The 15986-nt window shown below is 70.6% G+C and carries 10 protein-coding genes; all 10 read left to right on the forward strand.

What is annotated here, in order from left to right; translation table 11 throughout:
- Nucleotides 1-30: 30 nt before the first annotated feature.
- The 10 genes from ACIOGX_RS06970 to ACIOGX_RS07015 all read left to right on the forward strand — a co-directional run bounded on the left by ACIOGX_RS06970 (nt 31) and on the right by ACIOGX_RS07015 (nt 15894).
- Entirely contained in the window at nt 31-1956 is a 1926-nt protein-coding gene (locus tag ACIOGX_RS06970; protein WP_356508295.1) for a TIGR03960 family B12-binding radical SAM protein, read from the forward strand.
- Between the two features lie 91 nt (nt 1957-2047).
- Nucleotides 2048-2581, forward strand: coding sequence for a GNAT family N-acetyltransferase (locus tag ACIOGX_RS06975; protein ID WP_401910957.1), 534 nt, complete (start codon nt 2048-2050; stop codon nt 2579-2581).
- A gap of 266 nt (nt 2582-2847) precedes the next feature.
- The gene (locus ACIOGX_RS06980; protein ID WP_356508291.1) at nt 2848-3654 is read left to right on the forward strand and encodes a TIGR03936 family radical SAM-associated protein; all 807 of its coding nucleotides are present in this window, start codon (nt 2848-2850) and stop codon (nt 3652-3654) included.
- Nucleotides 3655-3886: 232 nt separating this feature from the next.
- Nucleotides 3887-7963 (forward strand): Rne/Rng family ribonuclease, encoded by a 4077-nt coding sequence (locus tag ACIOGX_RS06985; RefSeq protein WP_401910960.1) that lies wholly within the window; start codon nt 3887-3889, stop codon nt 7961-7963.
- 256 nt (nt 7964-8219) lie between these two features.
- Nucleotides 8220-8540: a 50S ribosomal protein L21 gene (gene rplU / locus ACIOGX_RS06990; protein ID WP_030352366.1), complete on the forward strand. Its 321-nt coding sequence runs from the start codon at nt 8220-8222 to the stop codon at nt 8538-8540.
- Between the two features lie 14 nt (nt 8541-8554).
- Nucleotides 8555-8809 (forward strand): 50S ribosomal protein L27, encoded by a 255-nt coding sequence (gene rpmA, locus ACIOGX_RS06995; RefSeq protein WP_030352365.1) that lies wholly within the window; start codon nt 8555-8557, stop codon nt 8807-8809.
- Nucleotides 8810-8938: 129 nt separating this feature from the next.
- A complete protein-coding gene (gene obgE, locus ACIOGX_RS07000; protein WP_356508288.1) occupies nt 8939-10375 on the forward strand; it encodes a GTPase ObgE in 1437 nt (478 codons plus the stop codon).
- 349 nt (nt 10376-10724) lie between these two features.
- Nucleotides 10725-12230 (forward strand): bifunctional cytidylyltransferase/SDR family oxidoreductase, encoded by a 1506-nt coding sequence (locus ACIOGX_RS07005; RefSeq protein WP_356508286.1) that lies wholly within the window; start codon nt 10725-10727, stop codon nt 12228-12230.
- Nucleotides 12231-12366: 136 nt separating this feature from the next.
- Nucleotides 12367-14472, forward strand: a complete 2106-nt coding sequence (locus tag ACIOGX_RS07010; protein ID WP_401910965.1) for a hypothetical protein — start codon at nt 12367-12369, stop codon at nt 14470-14472.
- Between the two features lie 162 nt (nt 14473-14634).
- Entirely contained in the window at nt 14635-15894 is a 1260-nt protein-coding gene (locus ACIOGX_RS07015) for a glycosyltransferase family 2 protein (protein WP_401910968.1), read from the forward strand.
- The last annotated feature ends 92 nt before the right edge of the window (nt 15895-15986 follow it).

The following is a 15986-nucleotide window of genomic DNA, read 5'->3' on the forward strand; positions in this document are numbered from 1 at the left end:
ACCCCTGTCAGTCCACGAAAGATCGCCGTGATGTCTGCAGAATCGGTCTTCCCGCAGCTCGAAGCCCTGCTCCCGCATGTGCAGAAGCCGATCCAATACGTCGGTGGTGAGCTCAACTCCACGGTCAAGCCGTGGGACTCCACCGACGTCCGCTGGGCGCTGATGTACCCGGACGCCTACGAGGTCGGGCTGCCCAACCAGGGCGTCATGATCCTGTACGAGGTACTGAACGAGCGCGAGGGCGTGCTCGCCGAGCGCACGTACAGCGTCTGGCCGGATCTCGAAGAGCTGATGCGCGAGCACAAGGTCCCGCAGTTCACGGTGGACAGCCACCGGCCGGTCGGTGCCTTCGACGTCTTCGGGCTGAGCTTCTCCACCGAGCTGGGCTACACGAACATGCTCACCGCCCTGGACCTCGCGGGCATCCCGCTGGCGGCGAGGGACCGTACCGTCGACCACCCCATCGTGCTCGCCGGCGGCCACGCCGCCTTCAACCCCGAGCCGATCGCGGAGTTCATCGACTGCGCGGTCATCGGCGACGGCGAGCAGGCCGTGCTGGAGATCACCGAGATCATCCGGGCCTGGAAGGCGGAGGGCCGCCCCGGCGGGCGCGAGGAGGTCCTCTTCCGGCTCGCGAAGACCGGCGGGGTGTACGTCCCCGGCTTCTACGACGTCGAGTACCTCCCGGACGGCCGCATCGCGCGCGTCGTGCCGAACAAGTCCGGTGTCCCGTGGCGGGTGTCCAAGCACACCGTGATGGACCTCGACGAGTGGCCGTACCCGAAGCAGCCGCTCGTCCCGCTCGCCGAGACCGTTCACGAGCGGATGTCCGTGGAGATCTTCCGCGGCTGCACGCGCGGCTGCCGGTTCTGCCAGGCCGGCATGATCACCCGCCCGGTGCGCGAGCGCAGCATCACCGGGGTCGGCGAGATGGTCGAGAAGGGGCTGAAGGCGACCGGCTTCGAGGAGGTCGGTCTGCTCTCCCTCTCCTCCGCCGACCACAGCGAGATCGGCGACATCGCCAAGGGGCTCGCGGACCGCTACGAGGAGGACAAGATCGGCCTGTCCCTCCCGTCCACCCGCGTCGACGCGTTCAACGTCGACCTGGCCAACGAGCTGACCAGGAACGGCCGCAGGTCCGGTCTGACCTTCGCCCCCGAGGGCGGCTCCGAGCGGCTGCGCAAGGTCATCAACAAGATGGTCTCGGAGGAGGACCTGATCCGTACGGTCTCCACCGCGTACGGCAACGGCTGGCGGCAGGTGAAGCTGTACTTCATGTGCGGTCTGCCCACCGAGACCGACGAGGACGTCCTCCAGATCGGCGACATGGCGGTCAAGGTCATCGCCGAGGGCCGCAAGGTGTCCGGCCAGAACGACATCCGCTGCACGGTCTCGATCGGCGGGTTCGTACCCAAGCCGCACACCCCTTTCCAGTGGGCGCCCCAGCTCAGCGCCGAGGAGACCGACGCCCGGCTGGAGAAGCTCCGCGACAAGATCCGGGGCGACAAGAAGTACGGCCGCTCCATCGGCTTCCGTTACCACGACGGCAAGCCCGGCATCGTCGAGGGCCTGCTCTCGCGCGGCGACCGGCGCATCGGCGCGGTCATCCGCGCGGTGTACGAGGACGGCGGCCGGTTCGACGGCTGGCGTGAGCACTTCTCGTACGACCGCTGGATGGCCTGCGCGGAGAAGACGCTGCCGGAGTCCGGCGTGGACGTCGCCTGGTACACGACGCGCGAGCGTACGTACGAGGAGGTCCTGCCCTGGGACCACCTGGACTCCGGTCTCGACAAGGACTGGCTCTGGGAGGACTGGCAGGACGCGCTCGACGAGACCGAGGTCGAGGACTGCCGCTGGACGCCGTGCTTCGACTGCGGTGTCTGCCCGCAGATGGACACCGAGATCCAGATCGGCCCCACGGGCAAGAAGCTGCTGCCCCTCACCGTCGTCAAGTAGCGGCGGGTACGACGGAGTGCCGGGGCGCGCCCGGTCACGGCAGGCCCTGTCCGTGGCCGGGTTCCGCCCCGCTCGCCTGCACAATGGGCTGATGCCGCGGTTCATCGCCCCTGACATCAAGGTCCATTCCTCCTTCCTGGACGCCATGAAGGAGTTCGTCGAAGAAGGCGCGGACGAGCGCTCGTTGCTCCTGCACGAGATGGAGGAGTTCGGCGCGACCTGGCACCGGCCCGAGGTCTTCGCCGCGTATGTGGAGCGGCTCAACGCCGAGCCGCTGGAGGAGACCCCGCGGATCGAGGGGTGGGTGCCCAACACCACCCTCTGGTACGTCGAGGGCGAGACGTTCCTGGGACGTCTCTCCATCCGCCACCGGCTCAACCCGTTCCTGCGTGAGCTGGGCGGCCACATCGGCTACGCCGTACGCCCCACCGCGCGGCGGCAGGGCCACGCGACCAACATGCTCGTCGCGTCCCTGCCCGTCGCCCGTGCCATCGGCCTGGCGTCGGTGCTGGTCACCTGCGACACCACGAACGTTCCGTCGCGGAAGGTGATCGAGGCGGCCGGCGGGGTGCTGGAGGACCAGCGCGGCGGGAAGCTCCGCTACTGGGTCAGGACGGACGGCTGAGGCACCCGGGCCCCGCGGGCACCGGTGCGCGGCGCCGTCCGACCGAGGGCGGGGAACCGCGGGAGGGCCGTACGCGTACTCTGGGTAGTACAACGATCGTCCCCGGCGCGGACCCCGCACCCGAGATCTCCCCGCGAAAGCGGGACGGAACCGGGACCCGGGGCCACCCCCACGTCCGAGGGCGGCGCGTCACCGCGTACCGCCCGCACCGAGGAGAAGAACCACTGGGCAAGCGACAGCCCGAAGGCCCGCCGCCCGCACCGGCGGTGCAGCGCATCCGACTGCGCTACACCAAGCGCGGCCGCCTCCGGTTCACCAGCCACCGTGACTTCCAGCGCGCCTTCGAGCGGGCGCTGCGCCGCGCCGAGGTGCCCATGGCGTACTCGGCGGGGTTCACCCCGCACCCGAAGGTGTCGTACGCCAATGCCGCACCCACCGGCACGGGCAGCGAGGCCGAGTTCCTGGAGATCGCCCTGGTGGAGGTGTGCGACCCGGACAAGCTGCGTGAGCTGCTCGACGAGTCGCTGCCGGCCGGCCTGGACATCATCGACGCTGTCGAGGTCCGTACGACGGGGTTCGCCGACCGGCTGACCGCTTCCGTATGGGAGTTGAGGCTGGACGGCGTCGCGCCACGCGCGGCGGAAGAGGCCGTGGCCGCCTTCCTGGCGGCCGAGTCGGTGGAGGTCGAACGCCGTACGAAGAACGGTCTGCGGACCTTCGACGCACGGGCGGCCGTGGCCGGTCTGGAAGCGGTCCCCGAGGCGGGTGCGGAGGGGGCTCGGTCCCGGCCTGATAGGCCGGGGGACGGGCCCTGTGCGATACTGCGGCTGGTTGTTCGGCACGTGACACCTGCCGTGCGACCCGACGACGTCCTGTCCGGTCTCCGAGCTGTGGCCGACCTGGCGCCGCCGGTCCCCGCAGCGGTGACCAGGCTGGCGCAGGGGCTCTTCGACGAGGAGTCCGGAACGGTGACCGATCCGCTCGCGCCCGACCGCGAGGCAGTCCGGCCCGCCCCACCCAAGGCCGCCGGACCCGCCGCCGCGAAGGCGCCGGAAGGTGCGGGTACCGCGTAGGGCGGTCGTTGTAGCGCAGCCCTGGGACTCGGGAGCCACCTGGGTCGGGCGGCGCACTGACCAGAAGACTTTCGCCAGGCCGTACGTACATCGCGTAGGGAACCGGCGAGCCAGACATAACAGCTCCCGTGCGGCGCCCGCGCCCCGGACGGCGGCAATCGCGCAGCGCGCGAGCCGCGGCCGGACCGGAATCAGGCGTGGCGCCCGGGAGCGTGACGGGAGAACCGCCCGCATGCTTGAGCCCACTGAACCCGGCACCCCCGGGGACACCAACGAAGACAACCACTCACCCAGCGACACGCTGCCGCCGCGCCGCAGGCGCCGCGCCGCGTCCCGTCCGGCGGGACCGCCCGCCGCTGCCGCGGGGACCGAGGACGCCACGAGCGTCACGGAGACCGTCGCACAGGCGCAGGCCGCGCCGGCCGCCGAGGCCGCGGGGGCGGTCGCGAACGACGGTACGGGTGTGACGGAGGAGCCGGTGGCCGCGCCGCGTGCGCGTCGCCGTGCGACCCGTAAGACCGCCGCTCCCGCGCCTGAGGTGACCGTCGAGCCGGTGGAGACCGCCGCGACGCCCGAGGCCGTGGAGCCCGCCGTGTCGGAGCCGGAGTCGGAGCCGGTCGCCGCGCCGCGTGCGCGTCGTCGTGCGACGCGTAAGACCGCTGCCCCCGCTCCTGAGGTGACCGCCGAGGCCGCTGAGACGCCTGAGTCCGCTGTGTCGGAGCCAGAGCCGGAGCCGGAGCCGGAGCCGGTGGCCGCGCCGCGTGCGCGCCGTCGTGCCACCCGTAAGACCGCCGCTCCCGCGCCCGTCGCCGCCGAGACTCCCGAGGTCACGGTTCCCGAGGTCACCGAGGTCGCGGCTCCCGAGGCCGTGGCCGCCGAGGCCGTGACGCCCGAGGAGAGCCCCGCCGAGGAGACCGCCCCGGCCGGCCGTACGCGCCGCCGCGCCACCCGCAGGGCCACCGCCCCCGCCGGTGCGCCCGAGGCGACCGCGACCGCGAGCACGGCTGACGGCAACGGCAACGGCAACGGAGCCTCGGCGGGAGAGAGCCTGCCGCAGGGCGCCGTCACACAGATCACCGCCGACGGGACCGAGGTCGAGGCCGCCGAGAAGGCCGCCACGCGTGGCCGTACGCGCCGCCGCGCCGCCGCTCCGGAGACCACCGCGGAGGAGAAGCCCGCGCCGAAGGCCGCGCAGAGCGAGACCGAGGCGCCCGAGCGCTCGCGTCGCCGCGCCACCCGGCCCGCCGTGGCCGTCTTCCGCGCGCCCGTCTTCACCGAGCCGATGTTCCAGACCCCGGAGACGGCCGCCGCCATGGCCGCCGCCGTCCCGCCGGTGGACGACGCCGAGGACCTCGACGAGACCGAGGAAGAGACGCGGACCGCGGCGGTGCCCGAGCCCGCCGCCGCTCCGGAGCCCTCGGGCCGCCGCCGGCGCCGCCGTCGCGGCGAGCCCGCCGAGCCCGTGGAGGCCCCCGCCCCCCGGGCCGCCGCGGAGCCGCCGCAGGAGCACGCCGAGGAGCCCGCGGCCGAGCCCGACACGGAGCAGTCCGCCGAGGGCGACGACTCCGACGAGTACGAGGACCGTCCTTCGCGGCGCCGCCGCCGGGGCGGCCGTCGCCGTCGCCGCGGCGAGTCCGCGGACGCCGAGGACACCACCGACGAGCAGGACGAGTCCGGGGCCCACGCCGAGGACGAGGACACGGCCGAGCACGAGGAGGCGGACGAGGACCACGACGAGTCCGAGGCCCCCTCGGGCGGTGGCTCCTCCAGCAGCCGGCGCCGCCGGCGCAGGCGCCGTCGCAGTGGTGACGGCGGTTCCGAGGCGGAGTCCGGCGGGGACGACCCGGAGCGTACGGTCGTCAAGGTCCGCGAGCCGCGCAAGAAGGAAGAGCGCGAGCTGAGCACCAGCTCCGACGAGGTGCAGTCCATCAAGGGCTCGACCCGTCTGGAGGCCAAGAAGCAGCGCCGCCGCGAGGGCCGCGAGCAGGGCCGCCGCAGGGTGCCGATCATCACCGAGGCGGAGTTCCTGGCGCGCCGTGAGGCCGTCGAGCGCGTGATGGTCGTCCGCCAGAACGGCGAGCGCACCCAGATCGGCGTTCTCGAGGACAACGTGCTCGTCGAGCACTACGTCAACAAGGAGCAAGCCACCAGCTACGTCGGCAACGTGTATCTGGGCAAGGTCCAGAACGTACTGCCGTCGATGGAGGCCGCCTTCGTCGACATCGGCAAGGGACGCAACGCCGTCCTCTACGCCGGTGAGGTCAACTTCGAGGCGCTGGGCATGGCCAACGGCCCGCGCCGGATCGAGACCGCCCTCAAGTCCGGCCAGTCGGTGCTCGTGCAGGTCACGAAGGACCCGATCGGCCACAAGGGCGCGCGTCTGACCAGCCAGGTGTCGCTGCCCGGCCGCTATCTGGTCTATGTGCCCGAGGGCTCGATGACCGGTATCAGCCGCAAGCTGCCCGACACCGAGCGGTCCCGGCTGAAGACCATCCTCAAGAAGATCGTCCCCGAGGACGCGGGCGTCATCGTCCGTACGGCCGCGGAGGGCGCCAGCGAGGACGAGCTGCGCCGCGACGTCGAGCGGCTCCAGTCGCAGTGGGAGGACATCAAGAAGAAGTCGAAGAGCGGCAACGCCCCGACGCTTCTCTACGGTGAGCCCGACATGACCGTCCGGGTCGTCCGCGACATCTTCAACGAGGACTTCTCGAAGGTCATCGTCAGCGGTGACGAGGCGTGGCAGACCATCCACGGCTATGTCGAGCACGTCGCGCCCGACCTCTCCGACCGGCTGTCGCGCTGGACGAGCGAGGTCGACGTCTTCGCGACGTACCGCATCGACGAGCAGCTGATGAAGGCGCTCGACCGGAAGGTCTGGCTGCCCAGCGGTGGTTCGCTGGTGATCGACAAGACCGAGGCCATGATCGTGGTCGACGTCAACACCGGGAAGTTCACGGGCCAGGGCGGCAACCTCGAAGAGACCGTCACCAGGAACAACCTGGAGGCGGCCGAGGAGATCGTGCGCCAGCTGCGGCTGCGCGACCTGGGCGGCATCGTCGTCATCGACTTCATCGACATGGTGCTCGAATCCAACCGGGACCTGGTGCTGCGGCGCCTGCTGGAGTGCCTGGGCCGGGACCGTACGAAGCACCAGGTCGCCGAGGTCACCTCGCTGGGTCTGGTGCAGATGACCCGTAAGCGGGTCGGCCAGGGGCTGCTGGAGTCCTTCTCCGAGACCTGTGTCCACTGCAACGGGCGCGGTGTGATCGTGCACATGGAGCAGCCCACGGCGGCCGGTGGCGGTGGCAACGGCAAGCGCTCCAAGAAGCGCGGTCGCGGTGGCGCCGCCGGTACGGAGCACGAGCACGAGCATGAGCACGTCGAGAGCGCGGAGACCGAGACAGAGGCCGAGGTAGCGGCGGAGGTGGCGGCTCCGGTCGCGCTCGCCGAGCCGCTGTCCGACACGTTCGCGCCGGACGAGGAGCTGTTCAGCAGCGTGGCGGAGGCGGAGGCGTCCGTACGCGGCCGTTCGCGCCGCCGGGCGTCCCGCAAGGCGTCCGCCCCGGCGGGTTCGCCGAGGACCGCCGAGTCGGTGCCGGAGCCGGAGGCGGCGCCGGCGCAGGCGCAGGCGGCCGGGACCGAGGCCCCGGCCGCCGGGACGCCGGTGGAGGCACCGGCTCCGGTCGCGGCAGCGGACGTGGCTCCGGCCGCCGGGCCGGAGGCGCCCGCCGAGGAGGCGGCCCCCAAGGGGCGTACGCGCCGCCGGGCCACGCGCAAGGCGACGGCCCCGGCCGGTTCGCCGAAGGCCGCCGACACGGAGACCGCCGCCGAGGTGGTCCTCCCCGTGTCCGCCGAGCCCGAGACCGTGCCCGAGCCGGTCGTACCGGCGGTGGCGGAGGCGTCCGTCGCCGAAGAGGCGCCGGTCGCGGCTCCGCCCAGGGCGCGCCGCAGGGCGACCCGCAAGGTCACCGCTCCGGCCGGTTCGCCCTCGGGCGCCGACGACGCGGCGATCGTCGTGGTGGAGCCCGCCAGGGCCGAGGAGCCGGTCGCGGCCGACGCGCCCGCCACGGCCGGGGAACCGGCCGCCGAGGAGCCCGCGGCCCCGGCCAAGAAGGCGGTCCGCAAGAAGGCCACGACGGCCAAGAAGGCCACCACGGCCAAGAAGACGGCCGCGAAGAAGACGACGACGGCGAAGAAGACCGCGGCGAAGAAGACGACGGCCAAGAAGACGGCCAAGTCGACGACGAAGAAGACCGCGGCGGCCGAGCGTACGACGCCCTCCGGCGTCACCGCCTCCACGGAGGACTGACGCCGTCGTCCCCGGTCGCCGTACGGCCCGAGCGTGAGCCCGTACGGCGACCGGGGACGCGGGGAGCTGGTTTGACCCCCTGTACAGGGGCCCCGTACTCTAAACCTTCGGTGTGTTCCTATGCGCGCCCACCTCTGAGCACCCACCTCCCGGATTTCCGGGGGAGGCCGCTCGTCCTGTCAGGAATCGTCACGGGCCCCGGCCCGTGCGAGCGGCTGGCATCAGAGGTTCCGTTCCGAGCGAGAGTGAGATCCGCGTGTACGCCATCGTGCGCAGCGGTGGTCGCCAGCACAAGGTTGCTGTCGGCGACATCGTTGAGGTTGACAAGATTCCCACGGCCAAGGTTGGCGACACGGTCGAGCTCTCGACCCTGCTCGTGGTCGACGGCGAGGCCGTCACCAGCGACCCGTGGGTGCTGGACGGCATCAAGGTCACGGCGGAGATCGTGGACCACCACAAGGGTGCGAAGATCGACATCCTTCGCTACAAGAACAAGACGGGCTACCGCCGTCGCCAGGGTCACCGTCAGCAGTACACGGCGATCAAGGTCACCGGTATCCCCGCGGCTGCGAAGTAAGGGACTGAGGAGACATGGCACACAAGAAGGGCGCATCGTCCACTCGGAACGGGCGCGATTCCAATGCTCAGCGGCTCGGCGTGAAGCGCTTCGGCGGTCAGGTCGTCAACGCCGGTGAGATCCTGGTCCGCCAGCGCGGCACGCACTTCCACCCGGGCTCCGGCGTCGGCCGTGGCGGCGACGACACGCTGTTCGCGCTGAACGCGGGCGCGGTGGAGTTCGGCACCAGCCGCGGCCGCAAGGTCGTGAACATCGTTCCGGTCGCCTGAGCACTGAGCATCAGGCGCCTGTAGCACGGTTCTTCGCGAGGGCGGACCTCACTTCCCGGTGACGGGAAGCGGGTCCGCCCTTCGCGTGTTGCATGTATGACATTTCCGTATGTACTGGAGGCAATCCCCATGACCACCTTCGTGGACCGCGTCGAGCTGCATGTCGCCGCGGGTAACGGAGGCCACGGCTGCGCCTCCGTACACCGTGAGAAGTTCAAGCCGCTGGGCGGTCCCGACGGCGGCAACGGCGGCCGTGGCGGCGATGTCGTCCTCGTCGTCGACCAGTCGGTGACGACGCTGCTCGACTACCACCACTCGCCGCACCGCAAGGCCACCAACGGCAAGCCCGGCGAGGGCGGCAACCGCTCCGGCAAGGACGGCCAGGACCTGGTTCTGCCGGTGCCCGACGGTACGGTCGTCCTCGACCGCAAGGGCAACGTCCTGGCCGACCTGGTCGGCGAGGGCACCACGTTCGTCGCCGCCGACGGCGGTCGCGGCGGTCTCGGCAACGCAGCGCTGGCCTCGGCCCGCCGCAAGGCCCCCGGCTTCGCGCTGCTCGGTGAGCCGGGCCGCAGCGGCGATGTCGTGCTGGAGCTGAAGACGGTCGCCGATGTGGCGCTCGTCGGCTACCCGAGCGCCGGCAAGTCCTCGCTGATCTCCGTGCTCTCCGCGGCCAAGCCGAAGATCGCGGACTACCCGTTCACCACGCTCGTCCCCAACCTGGGTGTGGTGACGGCGGGTTCCACCGTCTACACCATCGCGGACGTCCCCGGTCTGATCCCGGGCGCCAGCCAGGGCCGCGGTCTGGGCCTGGAGTTCCTGCGCCATGTCGAGCGCTGCTCCGTCCTCGTGCATGTGCTGGACACGGCCACGCTGGAGTCCGACCGCGACCCGGTGACCGACCTCGATGTGATCGAGGAGGAGCTGTCCCAGTACGGCGGCCTGGACAACCGGCCGCGGATCGTCGTCCTCAACAAGGTCGACATCCCGGACGGCAAGGATCTCGCCGAGATGATCCGTCCCGATCTGGAGAAGCGCGGCTACCGCGTCTTCGAGGCCTCGGCCGTGGCCCACCTGGGCCTCAAGGAACTGTCCTTCGCGCTCGCCGGGATCATCGCCAAGGCCCGCGCGGACAAGCCCAAGGAGGAGGCGACCCGGATCGTCATCCGTCCGAAGGCCGTCGACGACGCGGGCTTCACCGTCTCCCTGGAGGAGGACGGGCTCTACCGGGTGCGCGGCGACAAGCCCGAACGCTGGGTCCGCCAGACCGACTTCAGCAACGACGAGGCCGTCGGCTATCTCGCGGACCGGCTGAGCCGGCTCGGGGTCGAGGAGCAGCTGATGAAGGCCGGCGCGCGGTCGGGCGACGGGGTGGCCATCGGGCCCGAGGACGACGCGGTCGTCTTCGACTGGGAGCCGACGATGATGGCGGGCGCGGAGATGCTCGGCCGCCGTGGTGAGGACCACCGTCTCGAGGCGCCCCGTCCGGCGGCGCAGCGGCGCAGGGACCGGGACGCCGAACGCGACGAGGCGCAGCGCGCGTACGACGAGTTCGACCCCTTCTAGGGCCTCGCCGGTTTTCCAGGGCCTCTCCGGTTCCGGGCCCTGTCCGGTCGATCTTCGCGGGCCCGGGTGATCACGGCTGTTCTCCGTGGTCACCCGGGCCGTTGTCGCGCTGGGTGACCGCGGGGGTGCGTCGCGTAGGCTCTCATATGGGAGCCACCGTGCTCCGACGTGAAACTTGTGTGGTGTCCTTCACGTACGACTCCCGGCGCCGAACCACTGGCGCATCGGTCTTCGCAGGTGAATCAGGGGTTGCGTACCGGTGTCGCGGGGTTGTGGTCCACCTTGCACGAGGATTGCCGCGGGTGGGACCATCGCTACATCCTCTGAGCCCGCAAGGTAGGTCAGTCCTGTGTCTGCAACATCCGCGTCGCCCACGAAGTCCCGCACCACCGCTGTCGTCCTGGCGGGCGGAACCGGCCAGCGTGTGGGCCTGTCGATCCCGAAGCAGTTGCTGAAGATCGCGGGGAAGGCGGTCATCGAGCACACGCTGTCGATCTTCGAGCGGAGTGACTCGATCGACGATGTGATCGTGCTGATGGCACCGGGCTATGTACCCGACGTGGAGAAGATCGTCGCGAAGGCCGGGCTGGCCAAGGTCACCCGGGTCATCGAGGGCGGCACGACCCGGAACGAGACCACCGAGCGCGCCATCGCCGCCCTGGGCGAGGGCCTGGCGGCGGGCGAGGACCGCAACGTCCTGTTCCACGACGCCGTGCGCCCGCTGCTGTCGCACCGCGTGATCAAGGACTGTGTGGACGCGCTGGAGCGCTACCAGGCCGTGGACGTCGCCATCCCGTCCGCGGACACGATCATCGTGACCCGTACGCACGGCGGCGACGGCGAGTTCATCACGGACGTCCCCGACCGGTCGCGGCTGCGGCGCGGCCAGACCCCGCAGGCGTTCAAGCTCTCCACCATCCGCAGGGCGTACGAGATCGCCGCCGGCGACCCCAACTTCCAGGCCACCGACGACTGTTCCGTGGTGCTGAAGTACCTGCCGGACGTGCCGATCTATGTCGTCGCGGGCGACGAGTACAACATGAAGGTCACGCAGCCGGTCGATGTGTTCATCGCCGACAAGCTCTTCCAGCTGGCGTCCGCCGCCGCTCCGCAGCAGTCGTCCGACGACTCCTACCGCGAGCTGCTGGCCGGCAGGACCCTGGTCGTCTTCGGCGGCTCGTACGGCATCGGCGCGGACATCGCGCAGCTCGCCGAGTCCTTCGGCGCCACGGTGTACGCGCTGGGCCGCTCCACGACCGGTACGCATGTCGAGAACCCCGAGCACGTCGACGACGCGCTGTCACGCGCCTACGCCGAGACCGGCCGTATCGACTACGTGATCAACACCGCGGGCGTACTGCGCATCGGCAAGCTGGCCGAGACGGACAACACCACCATCCAGGAAGCGCTGAACGTCAACTACCTGGCGCCGGTGCAGATCGCGCGCGCCTCGTACAAGTACCTGGTGGAGACCAAGGGCCAGCTGCTGCTCTACACCTCCAGCAGTTACACCCGGGGCCGCGCGGAGTACAGCCTCTACTCGTCCACGAAGGCGGCCATGGTGAATCTCACCCAGGCGCTCTCCGACGAATGGGCCGGCGAGGGAATCCGAGTGAATTGCGTGAATCCCGAGCGCACCGCGACGCCGATGCGCACCAAGGCGTTCGGCCAGGAGCCGGAGGGCTCGCTGCTCTCCTCCGAGGCGGTCGCCAGGACCTCCCTCGACGTACTGCTCTCCGAGCTGACCGGCCATGTCATCGACGTACGGCAGCAGGACCCGACCCGCGGTGCCTCCGAGGCCTCGGACTTCGAGCAGGCTCTGGCCGCCGTCCTGGACCGTCAGGAAGATGTGTAATAATTCTTGACAATCTTTGACACGGGCCTCTGTGGTCGCCGACGCGCGAATCACGGAGGCCCGAGTTCGTGAAGTTCTCTCTTCACATTTTCGTCGCAAGGTCCTATCAGCCGGCACGGTCTGGAGCAGGTATTCCGTGATTTCGACAGCTATTCGCCTGGCCCGGGTGGGCAGCGGATCAGAGCTGGCAGCCGCACTTCTTCTGGTTCTGAGTTTCCCGTGCGTCATGCTCGCCGCGATAATTCCCAATATCTGGTTCTTCGCCGCGGCCGCGGCGGTGACCTATCTCGCGGACACGTTTCTGCACCAGCGCGGCAGCTATCTGGTGAACCGGCTCGCCAAAGTGCGGGCCGGTCTGTCGATCCGCTTCCTGATCCGGCAGATGCTGCTGGTGCTGCTGGTCGCGCGCTCGGGCCTCGGTGAGGACCGGATCTTCTATGTGACCGTCGTCGCCGTGCTCGTGTTCTACGGGCTCCAGGCGCCGCACGGCGCGATCGTCACCCTGCTCAGGCTGCGCCGCAGGCTGCCCGTGGTCACGCGCAATATCGACCTCGGCGCCATCCGGATCCCCGACGCCCCGCCGCGCTGGCTGCTCAGCCGCTCCGCCGAGAAGATGCTCCACCTGGACCTCTTCGCCATGGTCGGCGTGATCATCACGCTCCAGACCCGCGACAACCTCTACGGCTTCGCCGGGCTCGGCCTGAGCGTGCTCCTCGCCGTCGGCTACATCCTCGCGCTGCTGCCGTATCTGCGGCCGAGCCGGCTCGTGCCCAACGCCGAGAAGGTGCTCAAGGCGGTGGACGGCTGGCTGGCCGACTACCGGCCGACCGTGATGCTGTACTTCTCCGGCTCCAAGGAGTCCGCGTACCAGGTCAACATGTGGCTGGAGACGATGGGGCAGCTCGACGGGCGGCCCTTGATCGTCCTGCGCGAGCGCGTGATCGCACAGCAGCTGGGCCCGACGGCCGTGCCGGTGCTCTGTGTCCCCGGCGGTGTGCATCTGATGAATCTGGATCTCTCGACGGTCCGGGTCGCGCTCTACGCGGCCAACGTCGGCAAGAACATCCATATGCTGCGCGTCCCGACCATGAAGCATGTCTTCATCGGGCACGGCGACAGCGACAAGCTGGCCTCCGTCAACCCGTACAGCAAGGCGTACGACGAGGTGTGGACCGCGGGCCGGGCCGGGCGCGACCGTTACGCGCTGGCCGATGTGGGGGTGCGGGACGAGGACATCGTCGAGGTGGGCCGCCCGCAGCTGGCCCCGATCGAGCCGGCGGGCGGCTCGACCAGGAACCCCGTCCCCACGGTGCTGTACGCGCCCACCTGGGAGGGCTGGGACGACAGCCCCGGCAACACCTCGCTGCTGCTGGCCGGGGAGAACATCGTCAAGCGGCTGCTGAAGGCCGAGCGTCCCGTCAGGGTGCTGTACAAGCCGCACCCCTTCACCGGTACGCGCAGCGCCAAGGCGAAGGCCGTGCACGAGCGGATCATCGCGCTGGTCGAGAAGGCCGCCGCCGAGCGCGCCACCGACGCCCGCTGGGCCGAGGACGCGGCCCGGCTCCGCGAGGAGCAGAGCGCGGCGCGGACCGAGCTGGCCCGGATCGGCGCCCGGCTGACCGAGCTGTCCGGCGGGGCCGACGCGAGCAGGGACGAGGCGGAGGAGTCGCGCGACGCCAAGGCCGACCCGGCCAGGCAGGCGGAGCTGACGCGGCTGCGGCGCGAGTGGAACGGCGCGTACTGGCGTTCCTTCGGCTGGTGGGAGCACCGGGTCATCAGCGGCTCGGAGCCCGCCCTGTACGACTGCTTCAACGAGTCGGACGCCATGGTCTCCGACATCTCCAGCGTCGTGTCGGACTTCATCGCGAGCGGCAAGCCGTACGCGGTCACCGACTCGGCGGAGCTGGGCGCGGAGGAGTTCAAGCGGCAGAACACCGCGGTACGGGCCGCCGTGATCCTCTCCAACAGCGCGAAGGAGCTGGACCAGTTGCTCGCGGCGGTCACGGACCCGTCCGCCGACCCGCTGGCCGAGGCCCGTCGTGAGCTGAAGCGCTATCTGCTGGGTCCGGACGAGCCGACCTCGATCGAGCAGTTCGACGCGGCGACGCGGGCACTGGCGGCGAAGTCGCTGGCCCGCAACGTGGGGGTCGAGCAGCGGCTCGCGGAGCCGGAGGCGGCCCCCGCGCCGGACGACTCCGCGCCGTCCGAGCCCCGGGCCGAGGACTCGCCCGTAGGGGGCTGAAGACACGGCCCAGCGGCTTATCGGGCCCGGCAGGGCGCCCACGGGCGTACTGCCGGGCCTTTGCCGTGCTCACGATTCCGGAATTCAAGCGTGACGGGCATCACACGTGCCGGTCGTCACGACGAGACAACCAACTTTCGATGTCTCTTGTCTTGAATTGCGATGAACATTATGTCTGTTCCTGACGTCAGTGTGATCGTCGGCGCATATGAGGCGATGCCCTATCTGATCCGCTGCCTGGAGTCGGTCGAGGCCCAGACGCTGGGCTCCGACCGCATCGAGATCGTCGCCATCGACGACGGCTCGACCGACGGCTCGGGGGAGTACCTGGAGGAGTTCGCCGCGCGGACGGCGATCCCGACCAGAGTGGTGCGCCAGGTCAACTCGGGCGGCCCCAGCGGGCCGCGCAACGTCGGCATCGGCATGGCGCGCGGACGCTACGTCTTCTTCCTCGACGCCGATGACTACTTCGGCCCCGAGGCGCTGGAGCGCCTGGTCGCCATGGCCGACCGCGCCGGTACGGACGTGGTGCTCGGCAGGGTCGAGGGGGTGAACCGGGGCGCTCCCGGCTCGATGTGGAGCCGTACGGTCGAGCGCGTCGACGTCTACGGCTCGCAGGTCGTCTACACGCTGAGCGCGCAGAAGCTCTTCCGCCGCGAACTGATCGAGCGGCTGGGGCTCCGGTTCGACGAGAGACTGAAGACCGGCGAGGACGCCCTGTTCACGATGGAGGCGTACGTACGCGGCAACGGCGTCTCGGTCGTCGCCGACTACACCTGCTACTACCTGGTCGGCCGCGACGACGGCAAGCACGCGACCAAGACCGGTGACTACACGCTCCGCTTCGAGGCCACGGGCGCCCTCATGGCGCTCATCGCCGAGCTGGTGCCGGCTGGCCCGAAGCGCGACCGGCTGATGGTCAGACCCTTCACGGTCGGACTGATCCAGCAGTTCGGCCACGGGATGCTCAAGCAGCCGGAGCGGATCCGGCAGCACAAGATGGAGCTGGTGGCGCCGCTGATGGAGCGGTACTGGACGCCCGGCGTGGCCGCGCGCATCAAGGTCAACGAACGACTCCGGCTGGAGTGCGTCGCGCTCGGCCGGCTCGATCTGCTGGCGGACATGCTGGCCTTCATCAGGGCGGAGACCGTGCCCGAGGTGGTCCACCGGGGCCGGGCTCGTACGCCCTACCTCGTCTTCCCGCACTTCGGCGACAAGGGGAGCGGCCTCCGGGACGCCTCGTACGAGGTGACCGTGCCCGACTGGCTCGGCAAGCCGGGGCTGCGGCGCATAGAGGCGCCCAAGGCCGTACGCCGGCGCAAGTCGCTGGCGCGCAGAGTGGCGCGCCGGGTGCGTACGCAGGTGCGGGCCCTGGCCGTGCAGCGGTCGCACGGTTCGCTGCCAACCCGGCTCGGATCATGAGGAGTTGGGACGCCCAGGAGGCGGTGCGGGGGAGTCGTGCCCGGGTGGTACGCCGGCACGAGCCCGCGCGTCCGCCCGCGCGGGGCCCGCGA

It is taken from the genome of Streptomyces sp. NPDC088147 (genome assembly GCF_044741565.1).
In the GTDB taxonomy this organism is placed as follows: Bacteria; Actinomycetota; Actinomycetes; order Streptomycetales; family Streptomycetaceae; genus Streptomyces.

Bases quoted from the DNA above. Each gene is read 5' to 3' on its own strand.
- ACIOGX_RS06985 (WP_401910960.1), top strand. From the start codon at position 3,887: ATGCTTGAGCCCACTGAACCCGGCACCCCCGGGGACACCAACGAAGAC.
- obgE (WP_356508288.1), top strand. From the start codon at position 8,939: ATGACCACCTTCGTGGACCGCGTCGAGCTGCATGTCGCCGCGGGTAAC.
- ACIOGX_RS06970 (WP_356508295.1), top strand. From the start codon at position 31: ATGTCTGCAGAATCGGTCTTCCCGCAGCTCGAAGCCCTGCTCCCGCAT.
- rpmA (WP_030352365.1), top strand. From the start codon at position 8,555: ATGGCACACAAGAAGGGCGCATCGTCCACTCGGAACGGGCGCGATTCC.
- ACIOGX_RS07015 (WP_401910968.1), top strand. From the start codon at position 14,635: ATGAACATTATGTCTGTTCCTGACGTCAGTGTGATCGTCGGCGCATAT.
- ACIOGX_RS06975 (WP_401910957.1), top strand. From the start codon at position 2,048: ATGCCGCGGTTCATCGCCCCTGACATCAAGGTCCATTCCTCCTTCCTG.